15 protein-coding genes and 2 pseudogenes are annotated in these 18,166 nt (G+C 45.6%); 14 read left to right on the top strand and 3 right to left on the bottom strand.

From position 1 onward, the window contains the following. The first annotated feature begins 15 nt into the window (after nt 1-15). The 4 genes and pseudogenes from E4665_RS11160 (at nt 16) to E4665_RS11145 (ending at nt 3,022) form a co-directional block, all read left to right on the top strand. Nucleotides 16-483 carry an ASCH domain-containing protein gene (locus E4665_RS11160; protein WP_241654820.1) on the top strand — a complete coding sequence of 156 codons (468 nt, stop codon included), beginning with the start codon at nt 16-18 and terminating at the stop codon, nt 481-483. A 50-nt stretch (nt 484-533) separates the two neighbouring features. Next, nucleotides 534-1,736 (top strand): MFS transporter, encoded by a 1,203-nt coding sequence (locus E4665_RS11155; RefSeq protein WP_167815188.1) that lies wholly within the window; start codon nt 534-536, stop codon nt 1,734-1,736. 189 nt (nt 1,737-1,925) lie between these two features. Beyond that, nucleotides 1,926-2,273, top strand: coding sequence for a GNAT family N-acetyltransferase (locus E4665_RS11150; RefSeq protein ID WP_338326007.1), 348 nt, complete (start codon nt 1,926-1,928; stop codon nt 2,271-2,273). A 30-nt stretch (nt 2,274-2,303) separates the two neighbouring features. Beyond that, nucleotides 2,304-3,022 (top strand): annotated as a pseudogene (locus E4665_RS11145) (SAM-dependent methyltransferase). A gap of 279 nt (nt 3,023-3,301) precedes the next feature. Here the strand turns inward: E4665_RS11145 and E4665_RS11140 are convergent. After that, on the bottom strand, nt 3,302-3,655 hold the full coding sequence (locus tag E4665_RS11140; protein WP_135348870.1) for a nuclear transport factor 2 family protein: 354 nt from the start codon (nt 3,653-3,655) through the stop codon (nt 3,302-3,304). 100 nt (nt 3,656-3,755) lie between these two features. Between E4665_RS11140 and E4665_RS11135 the strand changes: the two genes are divergently transcribed. Further along, the gene (locus E4665_RS11135; RefSeq protein WP_135348869.1) at nt 3,756-4,055 is read left to right on the top strand and encodes an ArsR/SmtB family transcription factor; all 300 of its coding nucleotides are present in this window, start codon (nt 3,756-3,758) and stop codon (nt 4,053-4,055) included. A gap of 283 nt (nt 4,056-4,338) precedes the next feature. Here E4665_RS11135 and E4665_RS11130 read toward each other — a convergent pair whose 3' ends face one another. Together E4665_RS11130 and ilvD are read right to left on the bottom strand one after the other, a co-directional pair. Continuing rightward, nucleotides 4,339-5,316, bottom strand: a complete 978-nt coding sequence (locus E4665_RS11130) for a bile acid:sodium symporter family protein (RefSeq protein ID WP_135348868.1) — start codon at nt 5,314-5,316, stop codon at nt 4,339-4,341. 128 nt (nt 5,317-5,444) lie between these two features. Then, on the bottom strand, nt 5,445-7,175 hold the full coding sequence (gene ilvD / locus E4665_RS11125; protein WP_135348867.1) for a dihydroxy-acid dehydratase: 1,731 nt from the start codon (nt 7,173-7,175) through the stop codon (nt 5,445-5,447). Between the two features lie 805 nt (nt 7,176-7,980). Between ilvD and ilvB the strand changes: the two genes are divergently transcribed. From ilvB to leuD, 9 genes and pseudogenes are all read left to right on the top strand, one after another. After that, nucleotides 7,981-9,699 (top strand): biosynthetic-type acetolactate synthase large subunit, encoded by a 1,719-nt coding sequence (gene ilvB, locus E4665_RS11120; protein WP_241654817.1) that lies wholly within the window; start codon nt 7,981-7,983, stop codon nt 9,697-9,699. Between the two features lie 4 nt (nt 9,700-9,703). Further along, nucleotides 9,704-9,943: an ACT domain-containing protein gene (locus E4665_RS11115; RefSeq protein ID WP_135348866.1), complete on the top strand. Its 240-nt coding sequence runs from the start codon at nt 9,704-9,706 to the stop codon at nt 9,941-9,943. 104 nt (nt 9,944-10,047) lie between these two features. Further along, entirely contained in the window at nt 10,048-11,082 is a 1,035-nt protein-coding gene (gene ilvC / locus E4665_RS11110) for a ketol-acid reductoisomerase (protein WP_135348865.1), read from the top strand. Nucleotides 11,083-11,269: 187 nt separating this feature from the next. After that, nucleotides 11,270-12,238, top strand: coding sequence for a threonine ammonia-lyase (ilvA, locus tag E4665_RS11105; protein ID WP_135348922.1), 969 nt, complete (start codon nt 11,270-11,272; stop codon nt 12,236-12,238). A 28-nt stretch (nt 12,239-12,266) separates the two neighbouring features. Then, nucleotides 12,267-13,043, top strand: coding sequence for an ABC transporter ATP-binding protein (locus E4665_RS11100; protein WP_135348864.1), 777 nt, complete (start codon nt 12,267-12,269; stop codon nt 13,041-13,043). Between the two features lie 587 nt (nt 13,044-13,630). Next, a pseudogene (locus E4665_RS11095) lies at nt 13,631-14,776 on the top strand (2-isopropylmalate synthase); the annotation flags it as partial. A 33-nt stretch (nt 14,777-14,809) separates the two neighbouring features. After that, nucleotides 14,810-15,907 carry a 3-isopropylmalate dehydrogenase gene (gene leuB, locus E4665_RS11090; protein WP_135348862.1) on the top strand — a complete coding sequence of 366 codons (1,098 nt, stop codon included), beginning with the start codon at nt 14,810-14,812 and terminating at the stop codon, nt 15,905-15,907. A 72-nt stretch (nt 15,908-15,979) separates the two neighbouring features. Continuing rightward, on the top strand, nt 15,980-17,389 hold the full coding sequence (gene leuC / locus E4665_RS11085) for a 3-isopropylmalate dehydratase large subunit (protein ID WP_135348861.1): 1,410 nt from the start codon (nt 15,980-15,982) through the stop codon (nt 17,387-17,389). A gap of 16 nt (nt 17,390-17,405) precedes the next feature. Beyond that, nucleotides 17,406-17,996 carry a 3-isopropylmalate dehydratase small subunit gene (gene leuD, locus E4665_RS11080; RefSeq protein ID WP_135348860.1) on the top strand — a complete coding sequence of 197 codons (591 nt, stop codon included), beginning with the start codon at nt 17,406-17,408 and terminating at the stop codon, nt 17,994-17,996. Nucleotides 17,997-18,166: the final 170 nt, after the last annotated feature.

The raw sequence follows: 18,166 nt of genomic DNA, 5'->3' as shown, positions 1-18,166 counted from the left end.
GACGAGGTGAAAATGATGAATCAACCTATGACTGCGGAAGCATGCTGGATGCAATTCTGTAAGACACGATCAAATCCTCCGCCACACTATGATGCGTGGTCGTTCGGTGATACCCCGGAAATGGCTGACCGTCTTGGGAAGTTAGTTGTGGATGGTATCAAAACGGCGACGGCATCTTGTTATAAACTCTACGAAATGGATGGAGATATTTTGCCCAAGCAAGGGGAATACAGTGTGATCCTCGGTGGAAGCGGACAAGCACTGTGTGTCATTGAAACAACCAGGGTTGATATCGTTCCGTTTGATCAAGTGTCAGCTGAACAGGCCTGGTGCGAAGGGGAGGGGGATCGCTCGCTGTCTTATTGGCGTGACGTACATGAGGCATTCTTCTCCAGAGAGTTGGAAGAGAAAGGCATGGCATTTGATCCCGGCATGCATGTTGTCTGTGAAAAATTCCACCTTGTTTATGTACCGGAGATTTAATATGCTGCAGATCGATTGATTGTTTTTATTCTTTGGGAGGGGAACACCAATTGATAGGGACAATACTGAAAGATAGAAATTTAGTTTTATATTTTACTGGGCGGTTTATTTCGAGCTTGGGTGATAATTTTCTGCTTTTTGCACAATCCATTGCAGCGTATTTACTCACCGATAGCTTGGCAGGAGTCGGCGCATTATGGATTGTCAGAGGTGTTGCCAGTCTGTTGCTAATCCCGGTAGGCGGCGTACTGACGGATCGGACAAACCGGAAAACTATCATTCTTGTTACAGATTTCATCAGCGGAATTCTGTCAATCAGCTATATCTTTATCACACAAGGAAATCACTATTGGCTGTTACCACTTCTGGCATTCGCCTCTCAATCAGTGAATCGGTTTTCCAGTCCTGCATTAAACGCATCTTTCAAGGATGTCTCTCAAAATACGGATCTGGAGATATCCGGATCATTCGCTGCAGTTCTTGGACAAACGGCGGTAATCATTGGCCCTGTAGTGGCGAGTATCATTTATTTTATTTTTAACGGGAAAACAGACATTTTATTTATTGCGGATGGTGTTTCATTTTTCATCAGTTTTATTTTTATGTGTGGCGTATATTTCGGGAAAAGAACAAACCCAGAGTCCAAGAAAATTCATTTTTACCGTGATATGTTTAACGGGATGAATTATGTCAAAGAAAATAAGCCTTTATTATTTCTTATCATTTTGCTGATTCCAATTGCTTTAACCGGGAAAACCTTTGAAGTTCTGGTATTAGGTATCAGTGAGATGAAATGGGGCATCGGGACCATTGGCGGTATAGGGATTTATTTATCGCTATTTGCTCTTGGTGGAATCGTCGGGTCCACTCAAATACACAAATGGAAACATTTAATGAATCGACGCCGGTTCTATGCAGTGTCTACAATGGTGTTAGGTCTGTTGTTTATTTTAATGGGGTTGCTTGACTATTTATGGGTGAGTCTGCTGATTACATTTTTTGTCGGCGTTTTTTCAAACGTCACAGTCACTATGGCCCAGATCCACATTCAAAAAACGGTTGAGAATAATTATTTGGGCAGAGTATTTTCTGCATGGACATTGCTTGCTGTCATTGGCGGAGGCGTCGGTGCCTACTTATCAGGGCTTTTTTATGATCAATTTGGACTCAGAGTGTCTTTGATTCTCTTTGGCGCGTTCATTGCAGTTCCTTATGCAATCTGTTTTTTAATAGTATGGCTCAAGCGGATATAGAACAGAGGAATACTGACGTTGTTTTGAAGTGACATACCTATTTAAAATAGAAAGGGGATCATCATGATTGATTGCCGAATAGCTTCAGCTTCTGACGCAGCACTGATTCATCAGTTAATGATTCGAGCATTTGCGGAATATCAGAATTCATCTGCACCATCCAGTGCCTAAGAGGAAACGGTCGCATCGATTCGGAAGGCCATGGAAGAAAGAGAACAGGCGATCATCGCTTTTCATGAAACGTTACCCGTGGGTATGGTTCGTTTTATTCTGAGGAGCGACGCTGTTTATTTTTACCGGTTGTCGGTCATTCCTGAGAAGCAGGGGCATGGGATAGCAAAGATCATATTAAATAATTTGGAAGAGTTCGCCAGAGAAAATGGAAAGAACAAGGCGGTTTGCCGGGTACGTAAAAATGTTGAGAGAAATATAAAACTCTATCAATCGATCGGATTTCATATTTTTGATCACGAAACCGTCCATAAATCAGGTGGAATAAATATTGAGGTTGTGAGCATGCAGAAAAAATTGAAATAGGGCTTTTGAAGTAAATAAACGGAGGAAATCATGAAACATGACAAAGATCGGATTCAGCACATTAGAGATGAAGAGAAAGAGTACCATGATCTCTGCTACAGTAATTTTAAATTATTTGAACCGGGATCTTGGTTAAATAAACCGGTGAAGATGGTTATGAATTTAATGGCTCATTTTGATGACTTTGAGAATATGTCAGTACTTGACCTCGGCTGCGGCGTAGGAAGGAACAGCATTCCTATTGCACAGAGACTGGGTGATCGTGGTGGAAAAGTAGTCTGTGTCGATTTGCTTGATTCAGCTATTGAGGGACTCATGCAGTATAGTAAACAATATCAAGTGAGTGACAAGATTTTCCCCTATAGAATGGATATTTCAGATTTTACTATTTCTGCGAACGAGTATGATTATATTGTTGCCGTCTCCGCTTTGGAGCATGTGAACTCTCTCTGGAAACTTTTGAAAATGTTCTGTGCAGTATGGCACATGGAACGAAGAAAGACGGAATAAACTGCATCATCGTGAATTCAGAAGTAGACGAGGTTGATGAGAATACAGGTGATGAGAAAGAAGCATTGATGGAAGTGAATCTGCCAACGAATCAAATGATGGCGATACTCAGAAAGATTTACAGAAACTGGGAGGAATTAATGGTGGTCATAAAACCATTGACTTTTGAGATTAGGAGACAAGGAAGGCCGGTTTTGTTGAAGACAAAGGCTATTACATTTGCTGTAAGGAAAAAGTGAAATCGTCTCGGCACAAACAGCATTCTTCCGTTGAATTAAGTAGCCATGCAAAAAATAGTTATTTACTCACACAACTGCTCCACAATTCAGTCTGAGATTTTATGACAAAAATGTCCTTTTCTATTCTATAACTAACTGTAAGAAAAAGTCTGTTGCGCGGTTGACGACTACTGCGGAATAAGGGAGGGATGAAGAGAGAATAAGTGAAAATAGTTAATGATAATAGAGGGATGCCATCTAGTACCCTAGGTTGAATAGTATATATTTTTCCGACCCAAATTAATTACTTTTAATAACCACTTTTAGGTGAGAAATGAGACCATCCTTATTCAATTTGGCATAATCATTTCCCTCTAAGCTAAACACGTGACCATCCGTTCCCAACGCAGCAACTGCCCACGTTGTTTTGTAGCCATCTTCTTGTTTCTTTGTGATCCAAATATGTCTTAATTTTACATTTTTATCGAAAAATTTATGGAAGAATTTAGTGATTTCTTCACGTCCAGTAAATGAAGAACCACTTGCAGGTTCAATAGTCCCATTTGGATCAAACAAAGCAATCAGACTATTAAAGTCATCACTATTGCTACCGGCGGTGTCAGATAACTTGAAATAGGTATCAAGTGAATTCATTTTAAATCATCCCTTCAATTATTTAGTAATTATTAAACAATTGAATTATAGAAGCTAATTGTGTAGAATGCAAATATCAAGTAATTCAGGAGATAATTCAATGCGTGAGTTTTTTCACCCCGATCTAGATGGCATTAAAGTTGAACAAATTTTATATGCTCTGAGTGACCCTATTCGCTTAACTATTGTTAAGCGCCTATATAAGTCAGGAGAGCAAAGCTGTGCTGTATTTGAGGACTTAGGAAAAAAGAGTAATTTATCTCATCATTACCGTACATTAAGGGAGTGCGGCCTTATACATATAAGACGTGATGGGCGTCATAGTTACATGACACTGCGTCAAGAAGAAATGAATCAACGATTTTCGGGACTCTTGTTGAGTATAGTAAAAGCAAAGTAAGAAACTCAATTTAGGCAAGATGTTGTACCGGTCGACCCTACTGTGCACCCTCATCTGTCCACAATAAGGGACACTTTTGTCCCGTAAACAACTTTTTTTCAAGTAAAGAATTTATTCCATGTGACGGTATTTTTTAATGTAATCCAGTAACACAAATGATGAAGAATGCAAAAAAAGGTGCAACAGACATTTCGTCTGGTGCACCTGTGAGTATTGATGAATATAAATTCAAAGAAGAGCTAGAGCTGTAAAATGTGAAAAGTTCTATCATCATAAACCCAATTCAGCTTACGACGTTTGCCGCAGTTTTAACTGCCGATTTTGCATCTGCTTTCTTGTCTTTTCCTTCCCAGTAAGAGGCCAGAACGGAACCGGACATATTATGCCAGATGCTGAATAATGTTCCCGGCACAGCTGCAATCGGTGAGAAGAAAGCCATCGCTAAGGTGACACCCAGCCCCGAATTCTGCATACCGACTTCGAATGTGATGGCACGGCTCTTCTGGTGATCCATGCCGAGCAGCCGGCTGAAGAAGAAGCCCAAGGTATAGCCAAGCAGGTTGTGCAGGATGACCACAGGAATCAGGATCAATGTGCTGGCAGTGAATAATGTCGCACTATTTGCTGCTACGACGCCACCGGCGATCATGATAATTGATACCGTCGACACAAGCGGAAGCGCTTCGGTGGCTTTTTCCACTTTCTTACCAAACAATGTGTTGACAAGCACGCCAAGAACAATTGGGATGATCACGATCTCAACAACACTGACAAATAGTGATCCTGTCGGAATTTTCACCCAGCGTCTGGCAAGCAGCCAGAGTATGAAGGGCAGCATGACCGGAGCGATGAGCGTGGAGACGGCACCAATCGATACACCCAGAGCCACATCGCCTTTTGCCAGATAGCACATGACATTGGAAGATGTTCCGCTGGGGCAACAGCCAACGAGGATGACGCCAACAGCAACGGCGCTCGGAAGATGGAACACGAGGCACAGCACGTAAGCGACAAGCGGCATGATCAGATAATGAGCGCAAACGCCAACAATAACATCTTTCGGCCGCTTAAATACTTCGGCGAAATCGGATCGCTTTAAAGTCATCCCCATGCCAAACATGACAACGCCCAATAAATAAGAAACGTAAGGCAGTACCCAGGTAATTAAACTTGGTTGAAAATAACTGATGGCTGCGGCAGCCAAAACAAACAAGGCAAAGTATTTCCCCAAAAATTTTCCCATTGATACGATCACTTTCAATGTCTTCAATCCCTTCTGTTTTTGTATATCCCTTTATTTATCTATATTGATGAAATTTGAGTATCTGAGAAACAAGATGGATGTCAGGCATATGGAAGCACCCCGTCCCTCATGATCTTCAAATATCTTCACTCAGTTAATGGTGTTGCCAAATCCGTTTTTTCTGATTCATTCGTCCATGCTTCCGGAAGCCTCATGACACCACCAGTGTGGGCAGAGGTAACCAGTGCGGCGTAGCGGGCCAGATAGCCGGTTTTGACTTTCGGAACAAAAGGTTTGAGCTGTTTCTGACGTTCAGACAGTTCATGGTCTGACACGGCAAGGTGGATCGTCCGATGGGTTAGATCAATCGTGATCGTATCACCGTCTTTAACAAGAGCAATCGGACCACCTGATGCGGCTTCCGGAGAAATGTGGCCAACAGAAATGCCGCGTGAAGCACCTGAGAAACGGCCGTCTGTGATCAGAGCGACATCCTTTCCCAGTCCCCGACCGACAATTGATGAGGTCGGCGCCAGCATTTCCGGCATACCCGGACCGCCTTTCGGGCCTTCGTAACGAATAACAACGACATGGCCTTTTCGGACGGTGTGATTATCGATGGCTTCAACTGCTTCATCATGTGAGTTAAAGCAAATCGCTTTTCCAGTAAAAATTTTAATCGACGGATCCACACCACCGACCTTAATAACGGCACCCTTTGGCGCAAGATTGCCGAACAAAACAGATAATCCACCTGTTTTGCTGTAGGCTTCTTCTAATGGATGAATGACTTTAGAATTCTTGACTTGGGCGTCTGCAACATTTTCACGAAGTGTCCGTCCGGTAACGGTGATCCGGTTTGGATGAACAATGCCACCCATATCGATGAGGGTTTTGATGATTGCGGAAATACCGCCGGCTTCGTGAACATCCTGCATGGAGAATGCTGAACTCGGGGCAATTTTTGCGAGATAAGGTACTTTTTCAGCAACCTTGTTGATACGGTTCAAATCATAGTCAATGCCCGCTTCGGACGCAACGGCCAGCATGTGCAGAACCGTATTGGTTGAGCCGCCCATCGCCATATCAAGAGCAAAAGCATCGTCAACAGCTTCAGGGGTGATAATGTCACGCGGCCTGACGTTGTTTTTCACTAAATCCATCAGTTTGGAGGCCGACTCGCGGATCAACTCACGCCTCTCTTCGGAAACAGCAAGAGCGGTGCCGTTTCCAGGAAGCGCGACCCCAAGCACTTCCATTAGGCTGTTCATTGAATTGGCAGTGAACATACCGGCACAGGATCCGCAGGTCGGACAGGCTGAAGCTTCAATGTTCAGAAATTCTTCTTTCGTGATCCGTCCCTCTTTAAAAGCGCCAACGCCTTCAAACACGGAGGACAGGGTCAGAGCCTTACCCTGTGCGGAAAGACCGGCTTTCATCGGACCACCCGAACAGAAGATGGCGGGAACATTGGTCCTCACAGCGGCGAGCAGCATGCCTGGAGTGATCTTATCACAATTAGGAATGTAGAAAACGCCGTCAAACCAGTGCGCATTGATCATTGTTTCGGCGGAATCGGCGATCAGTTCACGGCTTGGCAGAGAATAGCGCATACCGATATGACCCATAGCAATACCGTCGTCAACGCCAATCGTATTGAACTCAAAAGGCACGCCGCCAGCTTCACGGATCGCCTTTTTAGCGACATCAGCCAGTTCTCTCAAATGGACGTGGCCCGGAACTATATCCACATATGAATTACAGACTGCAATAAACGGTTTGTGCATATCCTCTTCATTTTTCACAACGCCGGTTGCTCGCAGCAGGCTTCGAGCCGGTGCTCTGTCCACACCCTTCTTAATTTCGTCACTTCTCAATTTTTCTTCATCCTTTCATCTTGTGTTGTTTGATTATAGAAAAAGCTCCCATTCATAGCCATGAATGGGAGCTTTTGCCCGGTTCCCATTCGATGTCAATGAGGACCCGGACAATCGTTAAGTTTTTCAGCGACTGCCAAGGCCCTAGTTAATAATCAAGATATTCAAGACTCGATTATCGAATGAGAACAGCATGGTAATGAACTCCTTGTATAGATCAAATTTGGTATGATCAAACATAGCACCAGCCTATAAGAAAGTCAATACAATTTTACAGATAAGATATATTTTTTTGAAAAATCATAGAATGGGGAAAAGTGATTCTGCTGCTGATCCAAGAATGAATCTGTACAGTGGCTTTCGAGTAAAATGAAGGCTCAGGAGTGTGCGATGCGATAAATTCAACGCGGGAAAAACGTGATCCCGTTAAACTGGATGATCAGGTCATCAAGCCATTGAGAGCAGCAAATCAAAAATATTTTTTTATTTCCGCTTTCGAATTTCTTCATAAGTGCCCAAATTTATCAAGTGGGAAATTTTAAAAAAATGAAAAATAAGAGTTGACTGAATTTTTCAAGAGTATTAATATTTGGGTCACTCCCTCAAAAAAGCAATCGCTTTCGTATCAGAAATTGGGTCATCTACGGATAAAGATTGCTAAGATGTTTGGGAGATGAATGGCAGTAAGTACCGGGTTACCGGCTTGAAATCAACTTTCCCCAGGCGGATCGAAAATTTAGTTAAGGTTCCAAGCTCGGGCTCCATACTTGCTTGCCTCGATATGAGGGAAAGGAGGATAAGTGGTGTGACACTGACAACGAAAACGGAGGATGAACCCAAATTCACATGGGGTACCGGTGCCGACGTCCTTGTTCAATCGATTCTTCGCGAAGGCACCGAAGTTATTTTCGGTTATCCAGGTGGGGCTGTATTGCCCATTTATGATGCCCTCTACAGGAAAAAAGTCAGGCATGTCCTAGCGCGACATGAACAAGGTGCAATTCATGCTGCAGAAGGTTATTCACGAGTGTCCGGGAAACCGGGTGTCGTGATTGCCACGAGCGGACCGGGTGCGACCAACATTGTCACCGGACTGATGGATGCGTGCATTGATTCGTTGCCAATCGTGGTTTTTACAGGTCAGGTGGCCAGACCCGTAATTAACACAGATGCTTTTCAAGAGGCAGATGTGATTGGTATTACCGCACCGGCAACCAAGCATAATTTTCAAGTGAGGGATCTGCGTGATTTGTCTCGGATTGTGAAAGAAGCTTTCTATATTGCAACATCAGGACGTCCGGGACCGGTTCTTGTTGATCTGCCGAAAGATGTGAGTGCTGAACAAATCGAGTGGAGATCGGAAAAGGTCGAAATACACTTACCGGGCTATCATGTTCCCGGGCCAGCCAATGAAAAACAGATTCATCGATTGGCTGGAGCTATTGAAAGAGCAAGGCGGCCGGTTCTGCTTGCCGGAGCTGGTGTCCTTCATGCGAAAGCATGCGACCGACTGCGATTATTTGCACAGAATCATCAACTTCCTGTGGTCAACACACTTCTTGGACTGGGGAGTTTTCCAACGTCTCATCCTCTGTTTCTGGGTATGGGTGGAATGCATGGCACATATGCTGCCAATATGGCCCTTTCGGAATGCGACTTACTAATTAACATTGGTTCTCGTTTTGATGACCGGTTGACGTGCAACCTCTCAAAGTTTGCAACGGAAGCTGAGATTGCACATGTGGATATTGATCCTGCCGAGATCGGGAAAAATGTTCCGACAAAATATCCGGTGATGGGTGACGCGGGTGTTGTCCTTGAGCAGCTTGAAAGAACAACGGGATCCTGTAAAGAGAGACAAGAATGGCTGAGACATTTGCACACTTATGCACAGCAGCATCCGCTTCATTATGAAAATCGTCCGGAAGACTCAACCATTCCGCCACAATACGTTATTGAACGTATCCGCCATTATGCCGGATCGGACGCCATTGTCACAACGGACGTTGGCCAGCATCAGATGTGGACAGCCCAGCATTATCAGTTCGAGCACCCGTACCATTGGGTAAGCTCTGGGGGCCTTGGCACGATGGGATTTGGTTTTCCCGCAGCGATTGGCGCGCAGATTGCTGAGCCAGAAAAAACGGTCGTGGCAATCGTCGGTGATGGCGGTTTTCAGATGACCCTTGAAGAGCTGGCTGTAGTCACTGAATTACACCTGCCGATCAAAATCATTATTTTAAACAATAATGCTTTAGGCATGGTACGTCAGTGGCAGGAAGCTTTTTATGAAAAAAGATACGCTCACTCCATTCCGTCCTTTCAACCAGACTTTGTCAGACTCGCTGAAAGTTATGGTGTCACCGGTTGGCGAATCACTGAACGAGACCAGATCGACAGTGTTCTGGAATCTGCCGTAAAAAACCCTGATCCTGTGTTGATTGATTGTCGCGTCAAACAAATGGAAAATGTTTTTCCAATGGTTGCTCCAGGAAAAGGACTAAAAGAGATGATAGGGGTGTGAAGTCATGAAACGGACGATTATTGCGATTGTTTCCAGCAATCCGAGTGTGCTTGGGCGTATAGCGACTCTCATGTCCCGATGGAACTTGGATATAGACTGTTTGACGATGCAAAAACTCGGGACAAAAGAAGGAACTTCCGACATAAGCATGCTCATTAATGTTGAGGAGGCGCACCAGACTGAGCAGCTAGTTAAACAGATTGATAAGTTAGTTGATGTCATTTCGGTGGCTGATATGACTTAACAAAGCATTGAAACAATAGATCAGAGATTAGATTAAGAATATACGAAAACATGAAGGTTAATGGGTATTATGTACCAAACAAATAGACAAAGGGGATATACAAAATGACAGCAACGATCTTTTACGACAAAGATATTGACGACAGCGTACTTCGGGGCAAGAAAATAGCGATCATCGGCTACGGTTCGCAAGGACATTCTCAGGCTCAGAATTTACGCGACAGCGGATTTTCGGTAGAAATCGGCGTCAGGTCCGGCAAGTCATGGGACAAAGCGGTCCGTGACGGTTTTGAAGTTAAGTCCGTTAAAGAAGCCGCTGCAGATGCGGATATCGTCATGATTCTGCTCCCGGATGAAAGACAGCCGGAGGTCTATTACAAGGAAATTGAACAAGGACTCAATCCAGGCAATGCGGTTGCTTTCTCACACGGCTTCAACATCCACTTCAAACAAATCGTTCCGCCGGATTTCGTTGACGTCTTCATGGTTGCACCGAAAGGTCCGGGCCACTTCTGTCGACGCACTTATCTTGAAGGCGGCGGTGTCCCGGCTTTTGTTGCCGTGCAGCAGAATGCAACCGGAAACGCTGAGAAACTTGCTTTTGCTTGGGCCAAAGGACTTGGGGCAGCACGCGGCGGTGTTCTGGTCACAACGTTCAAGGAAGAGACAGAAACCGACCTGTTCGGCGAACAAGCGGTTCTGATGGGCGGTCTGACACACCTGATCCAGGCAGGGTTTGAAACATTGGTCGAGGCAGGCTATCAACCGGAAAATGCTTATTTTGAAACGTTCCATGAAATGAAAATGCTCACCGACCTGATGTATGAAAACGGACTGACCGGTATGCGCTATTCATGCTCCGATACGTCGAAATGGGGTGATTTCACAGAAGGCCCGTATGTCATCAATGCTGATACAAAAGCCCGTATGAAAAAAGTGCTGGATAAAATTCAATCCGGTGAATTCGCCAAAGGATGGCTGCTTGAAAATAAAGTCGGCAGACCGATGTTCAACGCACTCATGGAAAAAGAAAGCAACTCCCAGCTTGAAAAAGTCGGCAGAGAACTGCGCAAGCTGATGCCGTTTGTCAAAGAAGGCAAGAAAGACAGCGAAGACATCACGGCCAATGTTGCTCAATAATTGAAAACAGCGTGATCTTGAACATCAGAGTTTAAAATTGTGCGGAATTTGTCACACAAGAGGATTTTAAAAACGTTTTATTAAAATGAGTTCGAAAGTGCAACGAAACGTTACGCTGCACTTTTTGAACATATGGGAGTGTGAAGACATTGGGGATTCCTTGCAACTAGCCGATGTACTGGAAGCGATGCAATGCCTGACGACGATCGTTCACCGGACACCGATAGCAGAGTCGGCAACGTTCGATAGGTTAACTGGGGCGCATCTGCATTTCAAACTCGAAAATCTACAGCGTACCGGGTCGTTCAAATTGCGTGGAGCTTTCAATAAGGTTTTTTATTTATCTGCTGAACAGGATACCAAAGGAATTGTGACGGCTTCGGCAGGTAATCATGCCCAGGGTGTCGCCTTGTCCGCCTCCAAAAAACGGATAAGGGCCCGAATATACATGCCGGAAAGTACACCGAAAACCAAAGTGCAGGCGACAACAGACTATGGTGCCGAAGTCATTTTGACGGGAGAATCCTATCAGGAGTCATATGAAGCAGCTGTTCATGAACAGGAAACGAGCGGCGCCACATTTGTTCATGCCTTTGATGACTATCAGGTGATGGCCGGACAGGGGACCGTCGCGTTTGAGATGCTGCAGCAGTGCCCACAGCTGGAGACTGTTCTCGTGCCGATTGGCGGAGGCGGACTCGCGGCGGGAGTAGCCACGTATTTAAAAAATGTCAAACCTAGTATACGTGTGATTGGGGTGCAATCTGATCACGCGCCGGCTATGTACAATCACTATCATCACCTCAGTCATAAGGAACAAGTTCACATGAGCGGTATCGCAGAGGGCATTCTTGTTAAAAAGGCAGGTCAGAAAACCCTTCCGATCATTGCTCACTATCTGGATGATCTCGTGACCGTTTCAGATCAGGAGATCGCAGATGCGATGCTCTTAATGCTTGAGCGCAGCAAATTTTTTGTTGAAGGTGCCGGAGCCGCAGCATTCGCGGCGGCACTCTTCGGCCGCGTTCCGGTTCAAGGCAGGCATGTTGGCATGATTGTTAGCGGAGGGAATGCGGATCCGGAAAAGCTTCCCATGCTGAAGCGATTGGCTTCTGCGTGCCAGGCAACAAAGCTGGTACCTGATCACCTGCTTTGACACCAGGATACAAGGAGGCATGTGCAGAATGATTATAGATGCCAGCCGCATAAGCTGGAGGAGAGAAAACAAAGAAGTGCTCAAGGATGTGACCTGGCAAGTTCGAAAAGGGGAGCATTGGTCGCTTGTCGGTCTCAACGGTTCAGGGAAAACGACTCTGTTGAAGATGATTAACGGTTATATCTGGCCGACAAGTGGAACACTTTCGGTGCTTGACCAGCCGTTCGGGAAAGTCGATCTTCGCGAGCTGCGCAAACAAATCGGCTGGGTCAGTTCGGCTCTTGCAGGCAGACTGAGACCACAGGAGAATCCAGAATCCATTGTGCTGAGCGGAAAATTCGCGTCCATTGGTTTATATGATGCGCTGACAGACGATGATCGAAGCAAGGCAAAAGAATTACTGGCGCTCCTGCACTGCAGTTCCTTTTCCGACAGGCCGTTTGGAACACTTTCTGAGGGAGAAAAACAGCGCGTACTGATTGCACGTGCCCTGATGGCATCACCTGAATTACTGATTCTGGATGAGCCGTGCAATGGTCTTGACATTTTTGCCAGAGAGCGTCTTCTGTCGATGGTACAGCAGCTGGCTTTCTCATCGGACGCGCCAACGATGATCTTTGTTACTCATCACGTCGGCGAAATTCTGCCATGCTTCGATCACACACTGCTACTGAAGGCAGGCACAGTCTATCAATCCGGATTGACTAGTCGGATTATGACTCCGGAAAACATGACGGCTTTTTATGGGGATGGAGTCATTGTTGAACAGCATGGTGATCGGCTCTCAATTGCCATCAGATCGTAAAAAAATATGATGAGCATGGGATCAAATTTCCAAAAATGTTTGACAAATTCATTCAAACGTGTAATATGTAGTGCACAAACCTGTTTCGTTGAGCAAAACCAAAAATCAGGATCATAAAAAAAATCCATGACGAGGAAAAAGCCATTGGTGAATTGCTTTCAGAGAGCCGGTGCAAGGTGAAAGCCCGGCAGCATACCCAATGACGAACTCACCTCGGAGTGCCTGTCTGAATAAAGTAGGACCGGCCGAGTGCTCCAGACACTTGTTAAAAAAAAGACATCACTCATCTGATTAATCTGATGAGGATGCCGTTGAGCTGATATTTCGCAAGAAGTATCAGAAGTTGGGTGGTACCGTGAAAAGAAGCCTTTTCGCCCCTGCATGACCGATCTTAGGATTGGTTATGGGGTGAGAAGGCTTTTTTTGTATGACTATGTTTAATTTTAATGTTGTTTTTGCCCTTCGTTGATTGGAGCGGAAAGCGAGCGCCTGAAGCGAAAAACAACAGTCAAGTTTAACAAAGTTTTTTGTATAAAAAAGATAGAGAGACTCGCATGAGGACACAAAACGAAGAGAGGAGTGGGGAAATGGAAAGGATTGAAATTTACGACACAACGCTGCGTGACGGTGAACAATCACCAGGATGCAGTCTGAACGATGAAGAAAAGATGAGGATAGCCAAGCAATTGGAACAGCTCGGTGTCGATGTAATTGAAGCAGGATTCCCTGCTTCGTCACCGGATGATTTTAAAGCTGTGCGCGACATTGCAAATGAGATAAAGGATAGCACAGTGACCGGTCTGGCCAGGTGCATGAAAAATGATATTGATGCATGCTGGGAAGCACTGAAGGGAACCGAAAACCCGAGAGTGCATGTGTTTATTGCAACATCGCCGATTCATATGGCCTGTAAGCTGAAAAAGAAACCGGAAGAAGTCCTTGAAATGGCTGTCCAGTCTGTGAAATATGCGAAGCGATTCTTCCCGCAGGTTGAATTTTCGGCCGAAGATGCTTCCCGAAGCGATATGGCCTTTTTGATAAAAGTTGTGGAGGCAGCGATCAAGGCCGGAGCAACCGTCATCAACCTTCCGGATACGGTCGGCTATGCGACACCCAAGGAATACGGAGATATGTTCCGCTACATTAGGGACCACGTTTCAGACAGCGACCGAGTGTGCTTCTCTTGCCACTGTCATAACGATCTCGGCATGGCCACAGCAAATACACTGGCCTCGGTTGAAGCCGGAGTGCGACAGATTGAATGCACAGTCAACGGGGTCGGTGAACGGGCAGGCAATGTGGCTCTGGAAGAAGCGGGTGTTGCACTGCATGTCCGGAAAGATGTGTTCCATGCTGCGACGCGGTTGAACCTGAAGGAAATCAAACGGACGAGCGACATGGTCAGCCAGCTGATGCATAGCCCGATTCAAGCTAATAAAGCGATTGTCGGTGCTAACGCGTTCGCCCATGAAGCCGGGATTCATCAGGATGGTGTACTGAAGAATCCGAGAACCTATGAAATCATGTCCCCGTCGATGATCGGACTGGACCAAACCCGACTCGTTCTGGGAAAACATTCTGGCCGGCACGCACTGGTGGAAAAGGCATCAGAATTAGGAATTCACATTCCTGATGACGCCGTAAACACCTATTTTCAAGCCTTCAAAAAAATGGCGGACAGTCAGAAAACCATTTCAGATGATGATCTTATTTCTTTTTTTAGGAAAGAAAAAATGTCTATTTGACCTGGGAAAGGGAGCAGAACGATGACAAAAACCATAACAGTGCTTCCGGGCGACGGTATCGGCCCGGAAGTCACGGATTCAGCAGTCCGAGTGCTGGACTATCTCTTTAAAACTTTTCATCATGATGTACGTTTTGTTGAAGAACGGATCGGCGGGGCGGCGATTGATGCAGAGGGAATACCGCTGCCGCAGAAAACAGTTGATCAATGTCAGGCAAGTGACGCGATTCTGCTTGGCGCGGTCGGCGGTCCGAAATGGGACCGCCAATCAACTAATGTACGGCCGGAACAGGGCTTGCTTGGTATCCGCAAAGCACTGGGACTGTTCGCCAACATACGACCGGCAAAAGCTTTCGCATCGCTGATCGACGCATCGCCATTAAAAAGTTTTTATGTAGAACCTGTTGACTTTGTCATAGTCCGTGAACTGACTGGCGGGCTTTACTTTGGCAAACCGAGTGAGCGCCGTGGGGAGCATAAGGAACAGGTCGTCGACACATTGGCCTACAGCGAGCACGAAATTGAGCGTGTTGTAAAGAAAGCCTTCCAGATGGCGGAAAAAAGAAGAAAGAAGCTGACTTCAGTCGACAAAGCCAATGTGCTGGAATCGAGCCGGATGTGGCGGGAAGTTGTCAATAAAGTGGCAAGCCAATATCCCAACGTGGAAGTCAATCATGCATTAGTCGATTCAACGGCGATGCAGTTGATCATCAATCCGGGGCAGTTTGATGTCATCGTAACCGAGAATATGTTTGGGGATATTTTAAGTGATGAGGCCTCTGTTATTACCGGTTCACTTGGCATGCTGCCGTCAGCCAGTCTTCGGACTGATAAATTAGGCCTGTATGAACCGGTCCATGGGTCGGCACCGGATATTGTCGGACAGGGGAAAGCCAATCCGCTTGCCACCATTTTATCGGCTGCTTTCCTGCTGCGATACTCGCTGGATATGGATCTTGAGGCTGCGCTAATCGAAACGGCGGTTCAAAACGTACTTAAGCAGGGATATCACACCCCAGATTTGAAAGTCAGTTCGGAGCATGCCACACTGGTAAACACTGTAGAAATGACCGATCAGGTTATCTCCGCTATTGCAGAACAAACGGCCCATGTCCATTGAATGCTTAAGTTAAGAAAATAAATAAAACAGTTTCTGTAGTCTAATAAGTAAAGAAATCGAGGGGGAAATACGATGAAGCCAAGAACAATTGCTGATAAGCTATGGGAAAATCACGTTGTGCACCGGGAAGAAGGAAAACCGGATTTACTTTATATTGATCTGCATCTCGTTCATGAAGTGACCTCACCTCAGGCATTTGAGGGATTGAGGATGAATCATCGATCGGTCAGGCGCCCGGATTGCACGTTTGCAACGGTTGACCATGATGTGCCGACGACAATGAATCGTGAGACAAAAGATCCGGTTTCCAAAATTCAGATCCGTACTCTTGAAAAAAATTGCAAAGATTTCGGTGTTGAACTTGCCGACATCTACAGTCCCATGCAGGGAATTGTCCACGTAATCGGTCCGCAGCTGGGTTTGACGCAGCCGGGAAAAACAGTTGTATGCGGTGACAGTCATACATCGACACACGGCGCTTTCGGTGCACTGGCATTTGGGATTGGCACGAGCGAAGTGGAACATGTTCTGGCGACTCAGACGATCTGGCAGAAACGGCCGAAAACCATGCAGATTAAAGTAAACGGAAAATTAGGTTTTGGTGTAGGCGCCAAGGATCTTATTCTGGCGCTTATCGCAAAATTTGGTATTGCCGTCGGGACAGGCCATATTGTTGAATATACCGGAGAAGCCATTCGAAACATGTCGATGGAAGAGAGGATGACCGTTTGTAATATGTCGATTGAAGCCGGAGCGCGTGCCGGTCTGATCAGTCCGGACCAGACCACTGTTGATTATCTGAAAGGCAGACGGTTTGTACCAAAGGGCGAGGCTTTTGAAAAAGCGGCCAAGGCGTGGCTGGCACTGGCCACGGATGAAGGTGCCGAATATGATCGGACAATTGAAATCGATGCGGATGAAATCGAACCGCAGGTCACCTGGGGGACAAACCCGTCAATGGGTGCTTCAATCGGCGATGTCGTTCCGGATCCTGAATCATTTGATTCTGAAGAAAAGCGGCAGGCTATTGAAAGGGCAGAAACGTATATGGATCTGAAACCAGGGACACCGATTCGTGATATTCCGATTGACGTGGTTTTCATCGGGTCGTGCACGAATTCACGCTTCAGTGATCTTAAGCAGGCCGCGCAGGTTGTCCGCGGGCATCATGTCCATAAAGGCGTTCGTGCGCTGATCGTTCCCGGTTCCCAGCAGATCAAAAAACAGGCTGAGGAGGAAGGCGTGGACAAAGTGTTTATTGATGCGGGGTTCGAATGGCGCCAGCCAGGCTGCAGCATGTGTCTGGCAATGAATGATGATGTGGTTCCGGACGGGAAACGTTGTGCATCGACATCGAACCGCAATTTTGAAGGTCGTCAGGGGGCCGGATCACGGACACATCTCGTCAGTCCGGCGATGGCCGCCGCCGCTGCTATCTGCGGGCACTTTGCCGATGTACGTGAGATCGTGAAAGTCCATTAAACGAGGAGGAAAAATGATGGAACCATTTCAGACATTTGAAGGGCTTGTCTGCCCGATTGACCGGATTAACGTTGATACCGATCAGATAATACCAAAACAATTTCTTAAAAGGGTCGAGCGTCACGGCTTTGGACAGTTCCTTTTCTATAATTGGCGATTTGACAGCGAGGGACGGGAAAATCCAGACTTTATTTTGAATCAACCTAAGTATGCAAACGCGTCAATTCTTGTGGCAAGAAACAATTTCGGCTGCGGTTCATCTCGTGAACATGCACCTTGGGCCCTTCAGGATTATGGGTTTAAAGTAATCATTGCACCAAGCTATGCAGATATTTTTTATAACAACTGTCAGAAAAACGGTATTCTGACTATTTCACTTGACGCGGATAAAGTGGATAGACTGATCAGTGCCAGCCAGCAGAAATCCTTGCATTTAACAATTAGTCTGGAGCGGCAGACAATAATCGGAAACGGGATTCATGATCACTTTGACATCGATCCGTATCGGAAGGAAATGCTGATTAAAGGCATGGACGATATTGCAGTGACTATGGGCTATGAAGAAGAAATTACCGCTTATGAACAGAAACACGCAATCAAGTCCTGAAAAAATTAATTTGAGGTTCCAAATTGAGATACAAGTAATAGATATTCAGAAAAACATCCATACAGATTCTGTAATTAAGTGATATATACTGGTGTTACTCAAAAAAGTGAGTTTGAAAGGTTGCTCTTACAATGAATATGATCCAACGATTGAAAAACCTACTATCTGAA

The sequence above is a fragment of the Sporolactobacillus shoreae genome (genome assembly GCF_004684935.1).
In the GTDB taxonomy this organism is placed as follows: domain Bacteria; phylum Bacillota; class Bacilli; order Bacillales; family Sporolactobacillaceae; genus Sporolactobacillus; species Sporolactobacillus shoreae.
Note: the sequence above shows the minus strand (reverse complement) of the source record. Positions and strands in the feature narration are given on the sequence as shown.